This is a genomic window from Sorangium sp. So ce1153, from assembly GCF_051521595.1.
Classification (GTDB): Bacteria; Myxococcota_A; Polyangia; order Polyangiales; family Polyangiaceae; genus Sorangium.
In genome coordinates this window covers 9646216-9660854 of sequence record NZ_CP150361.1, presented here as the reverse complement: position 1 = coordinate 9660854, position 14639 = coordinate 9646216, and the positions used below count along the sequence as shown (strand labels likewise).

General features: G+C 73.9%; 13 protein-coding genes. 8 read left to right on the top strand and 5 right to left on the bottom strand.

Translation table 11 applies throughout. The annotated features are described in order from the left end of the window. Window positions 1-144: 144 nt before the first annotated feature. A complete protein-coding gene (locus WME85_RS34645; protein WP_437303350.1) occupies window positions 145-366 on the bottom strand; it encodes a hypothetical protein in 222 nt (73 codons plus the stop codon). Between the two features lie 930 nt (window positions 367-1296). Here WME85_RS34645 and WME85_RS34640 point away from each other — a divergent pair. Further along, window positions 1297-3441, top strand: coding sequence for a protein kinase domain-containing protein (locus WME85_RS34640; RefSeq protein WP_437827387.1), 2145 nt, complete (start codon window positions 1297-1299; stop codon window positions 3439-3441). A 14-nt stretch (window positions 3442-3455) separates the two neighbouring features. Next, window positions 3456-4442: a tetratricopeptide repeat protein gene (locus WME85_RS34635; RefSeq protein WP_437827386.1), complete on the top strand. Its 987-nt coding sequence runs from the start codon at window positions 3456-3458 to the stop codon at window positions 4440-4442. Window positions 4443-4721: 279 nt separating this feature from the next. Here the strand turns inward: WME85_RS34635 and WME85_RS34630 are convergent, their stop codons facing one another. Beyond that, entirely contained in the window at window positions 4722-5720 is a 999-nt protein-coding gene (locus tag WME85_RS34630; protein ID WP_437827385.1) for a hypothetical protein, read from the bottom strand. A 530-nt stretch (window positions 5721-6250) separates the two neighbouring features. Here WME85_RS34630 and WME85_RS34625 point away from each other — a divergent pair. After that, entirely contained in the window at window positions 6251-7183 is a 933-nt protein-coding gene (locus WME85_RS34625; protein WP_437827384.1) for a class I SAM-dependent methyltransferase, read from the top strand. Window positions 7184-7245: 62 nt separating this feature from the next. On the opposite strand, the gene WME85_RS34620 is transcribed toward WME85_RS34625, so the two are convergent. Further along, entirely contained in the window at window positions 7246-8616 is a 1371-nt protein-coding gene (locus tag WME85_RS34620) for a sigma-54 interaction domain-containing protein (protein ID WP_437827383.1), read from the bottom strand. A 165-nt stretch (window positions 8617-8781) separates the two neighbouring features. Between WME85_RS34620 and WME85_RS34615 the strand changes: the two genes are divergently transcribed. From WME85_RS34615 to WME85_RS34605, 3 genes are all read left to right on the top strand, one after another. Then, window positions 8782-9081, top strand: a complete 300-nt coding sequence (locus WME85_RS34615) for a 4Fe-4S dicluster domain-containing protein (protein ID WP_437827382.1) — start codon at window positions 8782-8784, stop codon at window positions 9079-9081. A 150-nt stretch (window positions 9082-9231) separates the two neighbouring features. After that, complete coding sequence (locus WME85_RS34610) at window positions 9232-9444, top strand: alpha/beta hydrolase family protein (RefSeq protein WP_437827381.1); 213 nt, start codon at window positions 9232-9234, stop codon at window positions 9442-9444. 43 nt (window positions 9445-9487) lie between these two features. Beyond that, complete coding sequence (locus WME85_RS34605) at window positions 9488-10165, top strand: hypothetical protein (protein WP_437827380.1); 678 nt, start codon at window positions 9488-9490, stop codon at window positions 10163-10165. A gap of 54 nt (window positions 10166-10219) precedes the next feature. Here WME85_RS34605 and WME85_RS34600 read toward each other — a convergent pair whose 3' ends face one another. Together WME85_RS34600 and WME85_RS34595 are read right to left on the bottom strand one after the other, a co-directional pair. After that, window positions 10220-11542, bottom strand: a complete 1323-nt coding sequence (locus WME85_RS34600) for a restriction endonuclease subunit S (protein WP_437827379.1) — start codon at window positions 11540-11542, stop codon at window positions 10220-10222. Further along, on the bottom strand, window positions 11539-13002 hold the full coding sequence (locus tag WME85_RS34595) for an N-6 DNA methylase (RefSeq protein WP_437827378.1): 1464 nt from the start codon (window positions 13000-13002) through the stop codon (window positions 11539-11541). The genes WME85_RS34600 and WME85_RS34595 overlap by 4 nt, the downstream gene beginning before the upstream one ends. Before the next feature lie 164 nt (window positions 13003-13166). On the opposite strand from WME85_RS34595, the gene WME85_RS34590 reads away from it, so the two are divergent. Both WME85_RS34590 and WME85_RS34585 read left to right on the top strand, forming a co-directional pair. Then, entirely contained in the window at window positions 13167-13802 is a 636-nt protein-coding gene (locus tag WME85_RS34590; RefSeq protein WP_437619100.1) for a hypothetical protein, read from the top strand. Then, a complete protein-coding gene (locus WME85_RS34585; protein ID WP_437827377.1) occupies window positions 13799-14638 on the top strand; it encodes a DUF4159 domain-containing protein in 840 nt (279 codons plus the stop codon). The genes WME85_RS34590 and WME85_RS34585 overlap by 4 nt, the downstream gene beginning before the upstream one ends. Window position 14639 lies beyond the last annotated feature (1 nt).

The window sequence follows — 14639 nt, the reverse complement described above, 5'->3', positions numbered from 1 at the left end:
AGGGGGCGGCGCAAGGCGCGGTGGCGCCATCAAGAGTCGCACGTCAGACACATGACACCAGGTCGTCACGGGTTCGCTCCGCGGCCAGCCTCGTTGGTCCTTCTCGGTTGCGTCGGTTGCGTCGGTCTTCGCGTCAGGCGGCGCCTACGGCCTCGCGTGCTCTTCGATGAGCCGCTTCAGGCTGACCACATCCGGTCGGAGGTCGCTCGCTTCCCCGATCGCGGCGAGCCGCTCCGCCTCATCGGGCGAGAGATCAGGGCATATCCACTCCAGCAACGCCGCCAGGTCCGGCGCGCCGTCGCAGCTATAGCAGTCGTCTGGGATGGGTGTATTGTCGGGGAAATCCCGGAAAACAAGGTCCGGCATGGTATCTACCTTCGCGCCGTCATCACGGTCAGGCCGTCAGTACGGCTCCTCGTTCCTCTGCGGCTCACGGCTCACGGCTGACAGTACGGTTCGCGCCGGGGGGCGCGGCGCCCACGCCCGCGGCGCGCTGGCCACCTCGGCCATGGCGCCGGTATGGCGCCGGCGCCGCGACACGGCAAGCGCGCTCGTCGCCGCCGCCGCGCGCGCTCGCCGTGCGCTCGCCGTGTCCGAAGCGCGGCGGCGGAGCGGGCCCGTCGAGCTGGCGCCCGCGCCGCCCTCGAAGGCACCGCCGCGCGCGGGCGCGCTTGCCGTGTCGCGGCGCCGGCGGGGGCGTGTCGCGCGTCATGAAATGCGATGTCGAGGGCTGGCGCGACCGTCCCGTGCTGCTCGACACGCTGAAGCCCCCGCCGTGCGAGCGCGACGATCCGTGCAACGGCGCTGTCCTGGTCTGCATGGGGCCGTATGCGTGCGAGGTCATCTTCGATGGCGGCGGCTGCCGGGACCTTGTCTTGCGTTGGCCAAGACGGCATTTTCTTGCTGAAGTGCAACGACATGGGGAGGGCTCGGGCAACGTGATGGTTGCGTGTGGGACGAATTTTGCGCTGTGGCTTGCGGCGTCCTCAGCGGCTCGATCCACAAGGAATGCGGGACCTCCCGTTCGTGCCCGACGATCGGCTGCGATCGATCCGCGCGGGCGCCGCGGCGCTCCGGAACAGCGAGGCGGCGAGGTGACGGGGCGGCGAGCCGGCGCGACGGGAGGCGCCCGGGATCGGGGTAGCCAGGACCACGCGACCTCGATACGCTGGGGCTTGCATCACCACTTGCCCCCGCGTGGGGCAGCCAGGACCACGCGACCCCTAGCTTCCATGGCTCAGTATGGCGACGTGCCCCAAGTGCGCTGCGGTGTACGATGAGAGCGTTACATCGTGTGTGGCGGACGGCAGTCCGCTCCTGCCTGCGGAGCTGTGCCTTCCCGCCGAGCCGCTCCTCGCCGCGGACACGATGGTCGGCGAGTACCGCGTCTCGCGGAAGCTCGGCGCGGGCACGTTTGGAGAGGTGTATGCCGGCGAGCACCCGCTGATCGGCAAGAAGGTCGCGATCAAGGTCCTGAACCGGCGGTTCGCCGCGCAGCCTCAGGCCGTCGCCAGGTTCGTCGCCGAGGCCCGCGCGGTGAACACGATCCGCCAGCGCAACATCATCGATATCTTCTCATTCGGCGTGCTCCCGGGGCTGCAGCGGCACTACTTCGTCATGGAGCTGCTCGACGGCATGACGCTGGGCGAGCTGTGCCGGCGCCGGCGGCGGCTGCCGTTTCCGACCATCGTCCCCATCGTGCGCGGCATCGCCGACGCGCTCGACGCCGTCCACGAGGCCGGCATCACGCACCGGGATCTGAAGCCCGACAACGTCTTCCTCGCGGCGGAGCGCGACGGGACCTGGTTCCCGAAGCTGCTCGACTTCGGGATCGCGAAGCTCGCGTACGGCGAGGACCCGGAGCAGACGAGCACGGGGGTCGTGCTGGGCACGCCGCAGTACATGGCGCCGGAGCAGGCGCGCGGCCAGAAGACAGGGCCCGCCGCGGACATCTACGCGCTGGGCGTGATGATCCACAAGATGCTGACGGGGAGGTCCCTGTTCACCGGGGCGTCCGCGGTGGATCTGATGTGCAAGCACGCGTCCGACCCGCCGCCGCGGATGTCGAGCGTCTGCGCCGACCTGCCGCGCGAGCTCGACCTGCCGGTGCTCGCGATGCTCGAGAAGCGCGCGTGCGACAGGCCCCCGAGCGCGAGCAAGGCGGTGGCCGACCTGCTGGAGGTCGCGCGGAAGATCGGGCTCGGGCGGGACCGCGCGCCGGAGGAGCCGGCGGCGTCCGCGAGCGCGAGGAGCGCGACGAGGACCATGAAGGAGACGGCGGCCTCGGTGATCGGCAGCGAGGCCAGCGAGAGCCCGACGTGGACCTCGGAGGGGACGCTGGCCTCGGTGATCGGCAGCGAGGCCAGCGAGAGCCCGACGTGGACCTCGGAGGGGACGGCGGCCTCGGCCACGGAGGGCGCGAGCGCCCCGACGACGGGCTCCATCGTCGCGACGGGGCCCGCGGCGACCGCCGAGCGCTGGGCAGCGGGCAGCTCGGATGCCGGTACGTTCCCCACGTCGGAGCTCTCGGGCACGCTGCCGAGCTCCACCCTCCCGGCCACGGAGAACGTGCCCGTGCCGCCGGCGAGCGCTGGAGACACGTCCACCCGGCTGTCGGGGCACACCGCGGTCGGCGCTGACCCGGCGCACGCAGCGGACCCGGCGCACGCAGCGGACCCGGCGCACGCAGCGGACCCGGCGCATGCAGCGGACCCGGCGCACGCAGCGGACCCGGCGCACGCAGCGGACCCGGCGCATGCAGCGGACCCGGCGCACGCAGCGGACCCGGCGCACGCAGCGGACCCGGCGCACGCAGCGAATGCGGACGGCCGGTCGTCGACGCGCGAGGTGGCCGCGATCGAGGCGCCGTCCTCCGCTCCAGTCGCGCGGGGCGCGGCGGCGAGGCGCCGGAAGCTCGTGATCGGGGCCGCCGCGGGGCTCCTCGCGGCGGTGTCGGCGTGGGCGGTCGGGCACCCGTCGGGGCTCCCGCCGCTGGACGCGCCGAGCGCCATGGCGCTCGCCCCCGCCTCCGCCGCGCCGCCGGCGCCCGTGAGCGCCGCGCCGCCGGCGCCCGTGAGCGCCGCGCCGCTGGCGCCCGTGAGCGCCGCCGCGCCGCTGGCGCCGTTGCCCGCCTCGCCGGTAGAGACGGTCGCGGTACGGCTGTCGACGCGGCCCGCGGACGCCGGCGTCTGGATCGGCGACAGGAGGGTCGGGAGCTCCAGCGCGCCGCTCGCGCTGCCGCGCGGGAGCGAGCCTGTCGAGCTGGTCCTGCGGAAGCCAGGGTTCAAGGACGCGAGGGTGAAGCTCAGTCCCGACCGAGACCGCGAGCTGGACGTGACCCTGTCGCCGCTGCCGACGCCGCGGCGGGGCGCCAGCGCCGCGCGCGGCACGTCGCTGAGCCATGGCGGCGGCCTCGACACGCTCCTCGACCAACGTGAGTGACCCGGCGAGATGAGATGAAGAGAGGGCTCTCGTTCCTCGGCTCCGGCGTGCTGCTCGGGGCCGTCACGCTCTCCGGCGCGGCGTCCGCGGAGCGCGCGGTCAAGCCGATGGCAGAGGCGCTCTTCCGGCAGGGGCGCGACCTCTTCAAGAGAGGTCAGTACCCCGAGGCGTGCGCCAAGTTCGAGGAGAGCCAGCGCCTCGAGCCGAAGCCAGGGACCCTGCTCAACCTCGCCGTGTGCCACGAGAAGGTGGGCAAGCTCGCGACGGCCTGGGCCGAGCTGAGCTCGGTGGAGGAGGTCGCGCGGCGCGAGGGCCCGCCCGAGCGCGAGGCGTTCGCGCGCGCGCAGCGCGCGGCGCTGGAGGGGCGGCTCGCGCGGCTCGAGCTCAGGATGGAGGCGCCGCCCGCGAGCTTGCGCCTCACCCTGGACGGCGAGCCGCTGAACGGCGCCGCGCTGAACGCGCCGTTCCCCATCGATCCGGGCCGACACCGCGTCGGCGCCGCGGCGCCGGGGAAGAAGGAGTGGTCGACGGCGGTCGAGGTGCCGTCCGAGCAGGCCTCGATCGTCGTCACCATCCCGGCGCTGGCTGACGAGCCGCCGCCCGGCGCGCTCGCGCCGCGCGCCGCGGCGGCGCCCCGGCCGCAGGAGCCGAAGCCGCCGGCGGACAGCACCGGGACGACGCTGATGGCGATCGGGTTCAGCGTGGGCGCGGTCGGCCTGGTGGTCGGAGCGGTCGCGGGCGCCCTCACGCTCTCGAAGTCCGACGCGCTCGCCGAGGTGTGCACGGACGACCGCTGCCCTCCGAGCTGGGGCGGCGAGCTCAGCACCGCGAAGACGCTGGCCAACGTCTCGAACGCCGGCTTCGCGGCCCTCGCGGTCGGCGCGGGCGTCGGCGTCGCCGGCCTGCTGATGCAGCCCTCGCGCAGCGCGACGGCGGGCGCGAGCGCGGCGCTGACACCGGTGCTCGGACCGGGAGCCCTCGGACTACGCATCCGCTTCTGAGAGCGGGGCTCACCCGCGTCGGATACGGGCCTCGAGCGGGGCTCACCCGCGTCGGATACGGGCCCACCTCGACGTTTTCGGTGCTCGGCGTGCTGGAGCACGCCTGTGCGCCGAAAACGCCGATCTGGGCCCGTCTCCTGTGCGGGTGAGCCCCGCTCGGTACGCCGAGGAGCGTGGATCAGGAGGGAGAGTGAGAAGGGGAGGACAGCGGGGGGCAGGGCGCGGTCGGTGCGCTGGCGCGCGGAGACGCCAACAGACTTCAGGCGACGTCAAGAGATTTCAGGGGGCGCAGCCGATCCGCTCCGGCGCGACCGCCACGTCGTCGTACCACATCGACCGCGCGGGGCCGTGGAAGCCGAGGTAACCGAAGCTGAACGTCTTGAAGTCGAGCTTGTCCCAGCCGGCCTTGTCGATGATCTTGGTGCCGTTGGCGTAGACCTGGACGTCGCCCTTGGTGCCGTCGAAATAGGCCTCCATGCAATGCCAGGTGTTCGCGGGGAGCTTCGTGCCGCTCCCGCACATCGAGGTGGCACCCTCCTGGAGGACCAGGGCGTCGTGCAGGTTCAAGAGGATCTGGCAGAACTGCTCGGCGACCTCCACGTTGTGACCCTCGTTCGGATCGCCGTTGCCCGTCATGGCCTGGAAGAAGGCGTTGTGCTCGGCCTGACCGATATCCACGCTGCTGCGCACGTAGAGCCGGGCCCAGAACTTCGGCCCAGGCGCCGGGACGGAGAGCATCCTCCAGTCATAGCCGCTGCCCCCGGGCTTCACGTGCAGCGAGTGCGCGCCAGCGTGGAAGGTCGACGCGTCGATCTCCATGTTGTTCAACGCGTCTGCCGCCTGGTACGAGGGACGGTACGTCGCGCCCTCGGGGAGCCCCGCGGCCTCGAAATCGGAGCAGAACGTCGCACTCGCCGGGCACGCGCCGCTCGGCGTCCCCGCGCCGGTGCTCGCGGTGGTCGTGCCGGGATCGCCGGTGCCGGTGGTGGTGGTGGTGCTGGGGTTGCCCGCGCCACTGGTGGTGGTGGTGCTGGGGTTGCCCGCGCCACTGGTGGTGGTGGTGGTGGTGGTGGGAGTGCCAGCTCCGCTGGTGGTGGCGCTGGGGGTGCCCGTGCCCGAGCTCACGCTCGAGGCGCCGCCGGTCCCCGCGCCGCTGCCGCCGGCGCCCCCCGTGTCCGAGCCGTCCGAGCTACCCGTGCAGCCCGCCACCGCAGCGGCGAGGGCCAGACAGGAGATCCCAACCAAGGTGAAGCGTGCAGTCTCGCGATGAAAAGTCATGTTGACGCTCGATGGGTATCGGCCCGTTCACCGGAGCTGCGCGCTGCGCAGCGCGGCACGTTCGCCGTTAATTCTAAGGACTTGCTGCTCGCGCCGAGGCGCGACAAGCGCTCGACGCGGCCAACAGCTTTTAGCAGAACTCGCCGCGCCCCGGGAGCCGTTCTTCCGTGTCCAGAGCCGCTGTAAAGTTGCCAGCTGGCTGCGCGCGGAGCGGTGTCTCGTCTCGCCTGCTCCCGCGGGGGCATCGCGATTGGCGCGCATCGCGCCGTCGCGATGCGCTGTTCTCTCGAGTCGAGCGCGCCGCTCGCCAAGGGCTCGACCTCGCTCACGGAGCGCGAGCGTGGGAGTGGCGACGACCTCGGCTCACTGCACGATCGCGCTCGGCCGCCCGCGCGCGGCGCTCCACCGGATCCGCGCGGGGCGTGCTCGCCTGCGGTCGAGGAGGCGACGGGCGCCAGGGCGGCGCGGCATGTACGCTGGGCGCCGCCGCGGGAGCTCCCTTTCGGCACACAGCGAACCAAGGCCTCGTCGTGCGATCTCACCGCCCAAGCCTCACCGCCTCGATCGTCGCCGCCCTGCGGGCGCTCTACACCGAGATGCCCGAGCCCTACCGCCTGGCGCCGGACCCGCTCGCGGCGCGCCTCGTCCCGTGGCCGCTCGCGCTCCCGGCGCGCGCGCTGGCGCTGTCGGCGGGCTCGCCCGCAGCCAACGCGAGCGCCCGCGCCGTTCACCGCGGGCTCGGCCTCGCCCTGCTCGGCGTGAGCTACCACGTCGCGCTCCGCACCCGCGCGATCGACGACGCCCTCCGCGAGGCCGTCGCGCGGGGCGCGTCCCAGCTCGTCGTCCTCGGCGCCGGCCTGGACAGCCGCGCGATGCGCCTCCCCGAGCTCGCCGGCGTCCAGGTCTTCGAGGTCGATCACCCGAGCACGCAGCGCTACAAGGCCGATCGGCTCGCCTCGCTCGGCCGCGCGGGCGCCGGCGCGGAAGGCCCGGGGAGCGCCGTGTCCGCGGCGGAGCTCAAGGCGGCCGGGCTCGCGCGCGTCGCGGTGGACTTCGAACGAGACCGGCTCGACGAGGCGCTGCGGGCGGCCGGCTTCCGCCCCGCCGAGCCGGCGTTCTGGATCTGGGAGGGCGTGACCCCGTACCTGACGCCCGAGGCCGTCGAGGGCACCTTGCGCCTCGCAGCGGCCCTCTCGGCGCCCGGGAGCCGCATCGCGCTGACCTACGGAATGCTGCCCGACGACGATCTCCCCGCCTGGTCGCGGCGCCTGATCAAGGGCGTGTTTCGCTCGATGGGCGAGCCCATCCGGGCGCCGCTCACCCGCGACGCCATGCACGCGCTCCTCGCGCGCGCCGGCCTCCGCGTGCTCTCCGACGAGTCGGCGGTGGACTGGGCCGCGCGCTACTGGCCCCCGCAGCGCGGCATTCGCGCCGTCGAGCGGCTCGCCGTCGCGGAGCGTTGACCGTCGCAGCGCGGCGCTGACGGCCAGCGCTGACGGCGGACCAGCCGAGGGCTCGCTCGGAGTCAGCCCTCCTCGCCGCCTTCTCTCCGGATACCGAGCTTCCGCATCTTGCTTTGCAGCGTCGTCGGCTTGAGCCCCAGCGCCGCCGCGGCCCCGCCCTCTCCGTAGATCTTCCCGCCCGAGGCCCGGAGCGCCTCCTCGATGCACCGCTGCGTCGCCTCTCGATAGGTCATGACGCGCCCCTTCGCCCGGGGCGCCGGGGTGAACGGCGCTGACAGGACGAGCTCGTCCCCGGTCGACATCACCATCGACCGCTCGATCACGTTCTCCAGCTCCCGCACGTTGCCGGGCCAGTCGTGCGCCCGCAGGCGCGCCACCACCTCGGCGCTCACCCGCGGCGGCGTCCGGCCGAAGCTCGCGGCGACCTTCTCCACGATGACGCGCGTGAGCGGCTCCAGGTCCTCCGGCCGCTCCCGCAGCGGGGGGACGACGATCGGAAACACCTGCAGCCGGTAATACAGGTCGTCGCGGAACGCGGTGCTCGCCACCATGGCTTCGAGCGGCCGGTGCGTCGCGGCGATGACCCGCACCGAGACGCGCACCGGGCCCTCGCCGCCGACGCGCTCGATCTCGCCCTCCTGGAGCACGCGCAGGAGCTTCGCCTGCGCCGCCCTCGGCAGCTCGCCGACCTCGTCGAGCAGCAGCGTCCCGCCGCTCGCGCGCTCGAACAACCCGAGGTGCCGCCCGGCGGCGCCCGTGAACGCGCCGCGCTCGTGGCCGAAGAGCGCGCTCTCGACGAGCCCCTCGGGCAGCGCGCCGCAGTTCACCGCGAGGAACGGCCGCTCCGCGCGGCGCGAGAGCGCGTGGATGCGGCGCGCGATCACCTCCTTGCCCGTGCCCGTCTCGCCGCGCACCAGCACGGTCGTGTCTTGCCGGGCGACCAGCGGCACCATCTCCTGAAAGATCGCCCGCATCGCCGGGCTTGCCGCGACCACCTCCCTCGGCAGCGCGACGCGATCGAGCTCCTCCCGGAGCGCCCGCTTCTCGCCCTGCGCGCGGCGCGCGATCGCCGCGACGCGCCCGAGGACCTGCACCTGCCGGAGCGCCACGGCGAGCAGGCGGCCGACGGCGTCGAGCAGGGCGGGGGAGAGGTCGAGCGCCGCGCTCTCGGCGAGCGCCATCGTGGCGCAGCCGACGGCGCCCTCCGCGTCGCGGAGCGCGAAGACGGCGACGGTCTCGCCGCCGGCCCCGCGCCGGACCTCCGGCGCGCCCGGCGCGCCGGCGCCGCGGCGGAGCTCGAGCCGCAGCAGCGGGAAATGCCGCGCGAGCACGGCGCTCGCCGCAGGGACGAGCGTCGCTTCCGTGTGCGCGCGCGCCGCGGCCTCGCCGAGGTCGGCGAGCAGGCGGAGGGCGCGATCGGCGGAGGCGGTCATCGGGCGCGGCGGGACGCCACCGAAATGGCGTTGCGCGGCACCGTAGGAGCGTTGCCCGGGCCGCACAAGGCCCGCGCAAGCCCGGGAAAAGCCGCTCCGACCGCGGGCACGCGCCGTGCGGAAGAGGCGGGCGCGCGGACGACCGTTCCGCGGAGAGGAGTCCCCATGGCCTACGTCATCGCCGAGCCCTGCATCGCCACCTGCGACACCGCCTGCGTCCCCGTCTGCCCCGTGGAGTGCATCCACGGGCCGCTCCCGGCCGGCGAGATCGCACGCATCCCGGAGGGAGAGCGGAAGACGCGCCTCGCGCGCCTCCAGCTCTATATCGATCCGGAGTCGTGCATCTGCTGCGGGGCCTGCGAGAACGAGTGCCCGGTGGATGCCATCTTCGATGAAGAGGAGCTGCCGGCCGACTGGCAGCACTACCGTGAGATCAACGCCCGCTTCTTCGCGCAGCGCGGCTGACGCTCCGGGCGAGCTCCTCGGGAGAGGGCGCGCCACGTCCGCTCGGCCGCGAACGACGCGGCCGAGCGGACGTGGCGCGCGAAGCGAGGTTGTCCTGCAGTCGTGTCCGGGTCTTGGCGGACAGCGTGCCGTCATGACGCCAGACACGCTGTGCGCGAGGAGGACCACCGCTGCCCGATCGGCCAGTCGGAAAAGCTCTTTGCGGCGCTCGTGCGCTCGGGCAAGGCGCCGGTGGAGTTCATCCGCTTCCCCGGCGGCGACCACCACCTCGCGGAGCACGGCAAGCCGAGCCACCGGGTGTTCTACAACCACCGCCTCATCGAGTGGGTCGAGCGCTACTGCGCGAAGGAACGGAGAGGCTGAGCCGCGCGGTGGTAGGATGCCCCCCGACCGGGAGGAGGCATCCATGAAGGCCGCGGCCGCGCTGGTGAAGGACATTCGCGAGGAGCTCCGTAGCATCGACGATCAGCTGCGGGCCCACCCCTATCCGGACGCCCTCGAGCGGGGCGAGGTCACGCTCGAGGGGCTGAAGGCCTTTCCGGGTCACCAGCACCACGTGGCGCTCAGCGATCTGCGCTCGATGGCGATGATGCTCCAGCGCTTCGCGGACACGCCCTGGCGCGATTTCTGGAGCGGCGTCCTCCAGGGCGAGCTCGCGGCGCCCGGCGGGATCGCCGCCATGGGCCAGAAGCTCGGCATGACCAGGGACGACCTGGATCGCTACGAGGTCACCCCGGAGGGGTTCGCCTACGCCACCCAGATGGCCTGGGCGGCGGCCAACGCCTCCGCGGCCGAGATCGCGTGCGCCCTGCTGATCAACTTCCCCGCCTGGGGGTTCAACTGCGGCAGGATGGGCAAGGCGCTCCGCGAGCGGTACGGCTTCGGCCCGGAGCACACCGCCTTCCTGGACGCGTTCGCGGGGCTGCCGTCGTTCGAGGACACCGCGGTGGCGATCGTGCAGGACGGGCTGGACCGCGGCGTGGAGCCCCGGGCGATCCGCCGCACGACGAGGCTCTTCCAGGCCTACGAGAAGCTGTTCTGGGACGCGATGATGACGCTCGGCGCGCAGCGGGCCCGCGGCTGACGCGGGCCTCACGGCGCGCGGCCGGCGCCGGGTCGCGCCCCGGACCCCGGCCGCTCACCCCCCCCGGAGCCGGCGCAGGAGCACCTCCGCCGGCTCGTAGTCCCGGCCCTCCGCCCGGGCCAGCTCCGCCTCGGTGGGGACCAGCTCGCCCGAGAACGCCCTGGCGAGGATCGTCTGCGGGAGCCTGTCGGCGCGGGCGGCGGCGGCGGCCACGCGCTCCTCGATCGCGCAGGCGAGCGCGAACAGCGCCTGCGCGCGGCGGACGATCTCCGCCTGCTCCTCCGTCGGAGGCACCGGCGCAGGGATGCCGTTGAGCGCCGCCTGCGTGAGCTTCGGCTGCGCGGAGCCGGTCACGTGGTGCTGGAGATCCAGCGAGTTCAGGAGCAGCTCGAGGTACCCGAGCAGCACGCCGGCCTTCGGCTGGACGACGTGCGCGTGGTTGTTCACCCAGAACCTCCCGCTCGCGGGGAAAGCCACCGCGGTGCTCCTGGACAGGAGGTTCGCCCCGTCCTCGGCGATGAGCAGGTAGTCTCCATCGAACAGGTAGCCATCGATCGCGTCGATGACCCCCGACGCGCCGTAATAGGGGTAAGGCCCCCGGCGCGCCTCGCGCGCCGTCGAGCTCACGGGGACGCGGCGGCCGTCGTGGTTGTCCACCAGCGCGCCGAACGGGCGCAGGGCCCACGACGCCGGCAGGCGCGTCGCGCCGGCGTCGCCGTGGCCGCCCGGCCCCGGCGCCGCGGGCGGCGTGCGCAGCGGGGCCTCCGCCAGCCCGTCGGCCGACGGAGCGGCGCGCGATGCGCGGGCGCGGAACTCCTCCGTCAGCCGCCCCGAGCACGCCGACGACAGCACGGCCTGGCGGAGCCGCCGGAGGATGAGCGACGCCGTGGCCAGCCGGGTCTTCGCCGCGTTCACCTCGGCGAGCAGCGCCTCGACCTTCGCGACGATGCGGCGCTGCTCGGGGAGGGGAGGCAGCGCGAAGGGGCGCTCCAGCGTCTCGCGCACCTTCACGAACGGCTGCGCCGAGCCGCCCTTCACCCAGAAAGCCTCGTTGTTGAGGTGGAGGAACAGGTAGTCGAGGTCGACGGCCCCGAGGTCCGGCCAGACCACGTGGGTGTTCGCGATCGCCGACCACCGCCCGCGGGCCCTGAACGCCTTCCCGCACCGCGTCCCCACCGCCGAGACGACGAGCGCCTCGCCCTCGTGCTCCCAGCCGTCGCACCACACGTCGGGGCCGGACGCGCTGAACCCCTGGTAGAGCCCGGGTCGCCCCTCGGCGTGGAGCTTCCCCTTGATGAGCTTCGAGCTCCCGCTCCGGTGCGCGCAGATCGACGCGAGCGTCGTCTCGGCCCACCCCTCGGGCAGGTACCCGCTCACCCCTCCGCCGCCTTCGCCCCGCCCTCGAGCAGCGCGAGCACGCGGCCCAGCGCGGCGACCGCCTCCTCCAGCTCCTGGATCGCGTCGGTCGCCAGCTCCTCGGGCTCGGGCAGCTCGCCGGCGTCGTCGGGCGACTCCTCCCTGAGCCACTTGAACCCGTCGAGCTTGAACTCCCGCTCCTCGACCTCGCGGCGCTCGAGGCTCCGGAAGCGGCCCTCCCGGGAGCTCCCCGCCTCGCGCCGCGCCCGCCCGTCGGGATCGTCGCCGTAGCACCGCTCGAACTCGGCGAAGTGCGCCGGCGAGAGCGGCCGGCTCTTCTTGGTGATCGAGGGGACGCTCGTGCGCGCGTCGTAGATCCAGACCTTCTCCGTCGGCCGGCCCTTCGTGAAGAAGACGACGTTGGCCTTCACGCCCGGGCTGTACGGCGTGAACGTGCCGCGCGGCAGGCGGAGCACCGTGTGCAGGTCGCAGCCCTCGGCGAGGACCTCGAACACCTCGCCCGCCTGGTCGGCGAACAGGCAGCTGTCCGGCAGGACCATCGCCGCCCGGCCGCCCGGCCTGAGGATCGTCAGCACGTGCTGGATGAAGTTGAGCTGCTTGTTCGCGGTCGCGATCGCGAAGTCCTCGCGGCCCGGCGTCTCGTGCGCCCCCTTCGTGCCGAACGGCGGGTTCGTCAGGACCACGTCGAACCGCTCGCGCGGCGGTGGGGCGTCGAGCGAGTCGCCGAGCGCGATCCTCGGCTCGATCCCGTGGAGGTACAGGTTCATGAGGGCGAGCCGGCGGGGCCGCGCGACGAGCTCGTGGCCGAAGAACGCCTCGGCCTTGACCCGCTCCGCCGTCTCCCGATCGAGCGCCCCGCGCGCCTCGGCCTCGAGCCACTCCCAGGCGGCGACGAGGAACCCCCCGGTGCCGCACGCCGGATCGCAGACGGCGAAGCCCGGCTTGCCCCGCGGATCCGGCCGCATGCACCGCACGATCGACTGGATCAGCGCGCGCGGGGTGAAGTACTGCCCCGCGCCCTTCTTGCCCTCGGCGGCGGCCTTCTCCAGCAGGCCCTCGTACGCCGCGGCCTTGATGTCCACGCCGAGGCGCGTCCACTCGACCTCGTCGATGAGGTCGACGAGCCTCCTGAGGCTCGCGGGGCTCTTGAAGCGCGGCTGCGAGCCCGCGTAGATCTCCCCGAGGACGCCGGGCGCCGCGTCGAGGGCCCGGAGGACCTCGGCGTAGCGGTCGAGCAGCGCTTGCCCGCTCCACGCGCGCAGCGCGGGCCAGGAGCAGTCCATCGCCTCGGGGGCGCCGCCGGGCGCCCTGCGCTCGACGCGCGAGAGATCGAGGCCCCGCTCGGCGGCCATCTTCAGGAAGAGCAGGTACGTGATCTGCTCGATGTAGTCCCCGTAATCGATGCCGTCGTGGCGGAGCGTGTGGCAGAACCCCCAGAGCTTTCCAACAACGTCGGTCATGCGGCGATCGCTTCGGTCGGGTCGTGGTGGAGGCACGTCGGTGCGCGGCGCGGGGAGCGCCGCCTCGTGGCGGAGCCGCCTTACCACGGCCAGGTCCCCACGGCGGCCGCTGCGCTCCTGCACGGCGCCGGGACGCGCCGCCGCCGATGTACTAGGCTCCGGCCGTGCCGCGCGCCCCCACCTCGCTGCTCGCGCTCCTCCTGCCGCTCTCCGGCCTCGCCTGCGCGTCCTCCTCGCTCCCGGACCCGAAGGAGGCGGTGCAGGCCTACGCCGACGCGGCCGCGCGCGGCGACGCCGACGCCATCTACGGCATGCTGAGCGACCGGAGCCGCACGGCGATGTCGCGCGAGGAGGTGCGGCGGCGGGTGGCCGAGGCGCGCGCCGAGCTCGCCGAGCAGGCCAGGAGCGTCACGGCGCCCGGGGTCGTGGTCAAGACCCGCGCCCGCGTCCGCTACCCGGACGGCGAGATCGCCACGCTGGAGCTCGACGACCGCGAGCGCGCCTTCCGGATCTCGGCTGCCGACGCGCTGCCCGCGGGCGGCCGCACCCCCGAGCAGGCGCTCGAGCAGCTCCGCCGCGTCCTCGCGCGCCGCAGCTACGCCGGCCTGCTGCGGGTCCTGACGCCGGCGACGCGCAGCGCCATCGAGAGCGACCTCCGCTCGCTGGTCGAGGGGCTCGCCCAGCCCGAGGGCCTCGAGGTCAAGATTGCCGGCGACTCCGCGACGGTTCAGATCCCTGGCGGGCACGAGGTGAAGCTCCGGCGCGAGGCGGGCGTATGGCGGGTCGAGGACTTCGATTGAGGCGATGGATCGGGCCGGCTGGCTCCCTCCGGCCGCGCCGCCTCGGCGCCGCGGCGCTGGTGCTCGTCGCGACGCTGCTCCTCTCGGCGATCCCGCGCCCCGTGCGCGCCTTCGGCGAGGAGGGGGCGTGGAACCCGCGGCCGCTGCTCACGGGCAACGCGCGCTGGGAGGGCGTCCGCGCCAGCGCGCCGGCGCGCTGGTCGTTCGAGCTGGAGCGCCGGACGAGCGCGCCCGCGCGCCGCAACCCGACCACGGTGCGCGCCGATGACCCGGCGCTCCTCGCCGAGCCGTTCGCGCTCTGGGGTGGCGAGGGCGACATCCCGGCGCTCACCGAGCGCGAGGTCTTCGGCTTGCGCCGGTTCCTCGCGCTCGGCGGCGTCCTCCTCGTCGACGACTTCGCCCCGGGGAGCGGCGCGTTCGGCCGCGCCGCGCGGCGCGAGCTCGCGCGCGTCCTGCCGGAGGGCTCGCCCATCCCGATCGGCACGGAGAACGTCGTCTTCCGCTCGTTCTACCTGCTCCCTCGCGCGGTCGGCCGCGTCGAGGGCCCGCAGAAGCTCTCGGCGATCGTGCGCGGCGGCATGCCGCAGGTGATCTTCTCCGACCACGACCTCTCCGGCGCCCTGGCCCGCTCCGACGGCGGCGGCCCGAGCGTCGAGGTCACGCCCGGCGGCGAGGCGCAGCGCGAGCGCGCGTTCCGCCTCGCCGTGAACATCGCCATGTACGTGCTCTGCTCGAACTACAAGGACGACCAGGTCCACGCGCCCTTCCTGATGCGCCGCCGCGCCATCGACGACGCGCACCCCCGCTCCGCGCCCGCGCTCCCCGGGCCGCCCTGAG

Excerpts from the sequence above, each read along its gene's own strand:
- WME85_RS34645 (WP_437303350.1), bottom strand. The coding sequence starts at position 366 with ATGCCGGACCTTGTTTTCCGGGATTTCCCCGACAATACACCCATCCCA.
- WME85_RS34635 (WP_437827386.1), top strand. The coding sequence starts at position 3,456 with ATGAAGAGAGGGCTCTCGTTCCTCGGCTCCGGCGTGCTGCTCGGGGCC.
- WME85_RS34630 (WP_437827385.1), bottom strand. The coding sequence starts at position 5,720 with ATGACTTTTCATCGCGAGACTGCACGCTTCACCTTGGTTGGGATCTCC.
- WME85_RS34620 (WP_437827383.1), bottom strand. The coding sequence starts at position 8,616 with ATGACCGCCTCCGCCGATCGCGCCCTCCGCCTGCTCGCCGACCTCGGC.
- WME85_RS34615 (WP_437827382.1), top strand. The coding sequence starts at position 8,782 with ATGGCCTACGTCATCGCCGAGCCCTGCATCGCCACCTGCGACACCGCC.
- WME85_RS34605 (WP_437827380.1), top strand. The coding sequence starts at position 9,488 with ATGAAGGCCGCGGCCGCGCTGGTGAAGGACATTCGCGAGGAGCTCCGT.
- WME85_RS34595 (WP_437827378.1), bottom strand. The coding sequence starts at position 13,002 with ATGACCGACGTTGTTGGAAAGCTCTGGGGGTTCTGCCACACGCTCCGC.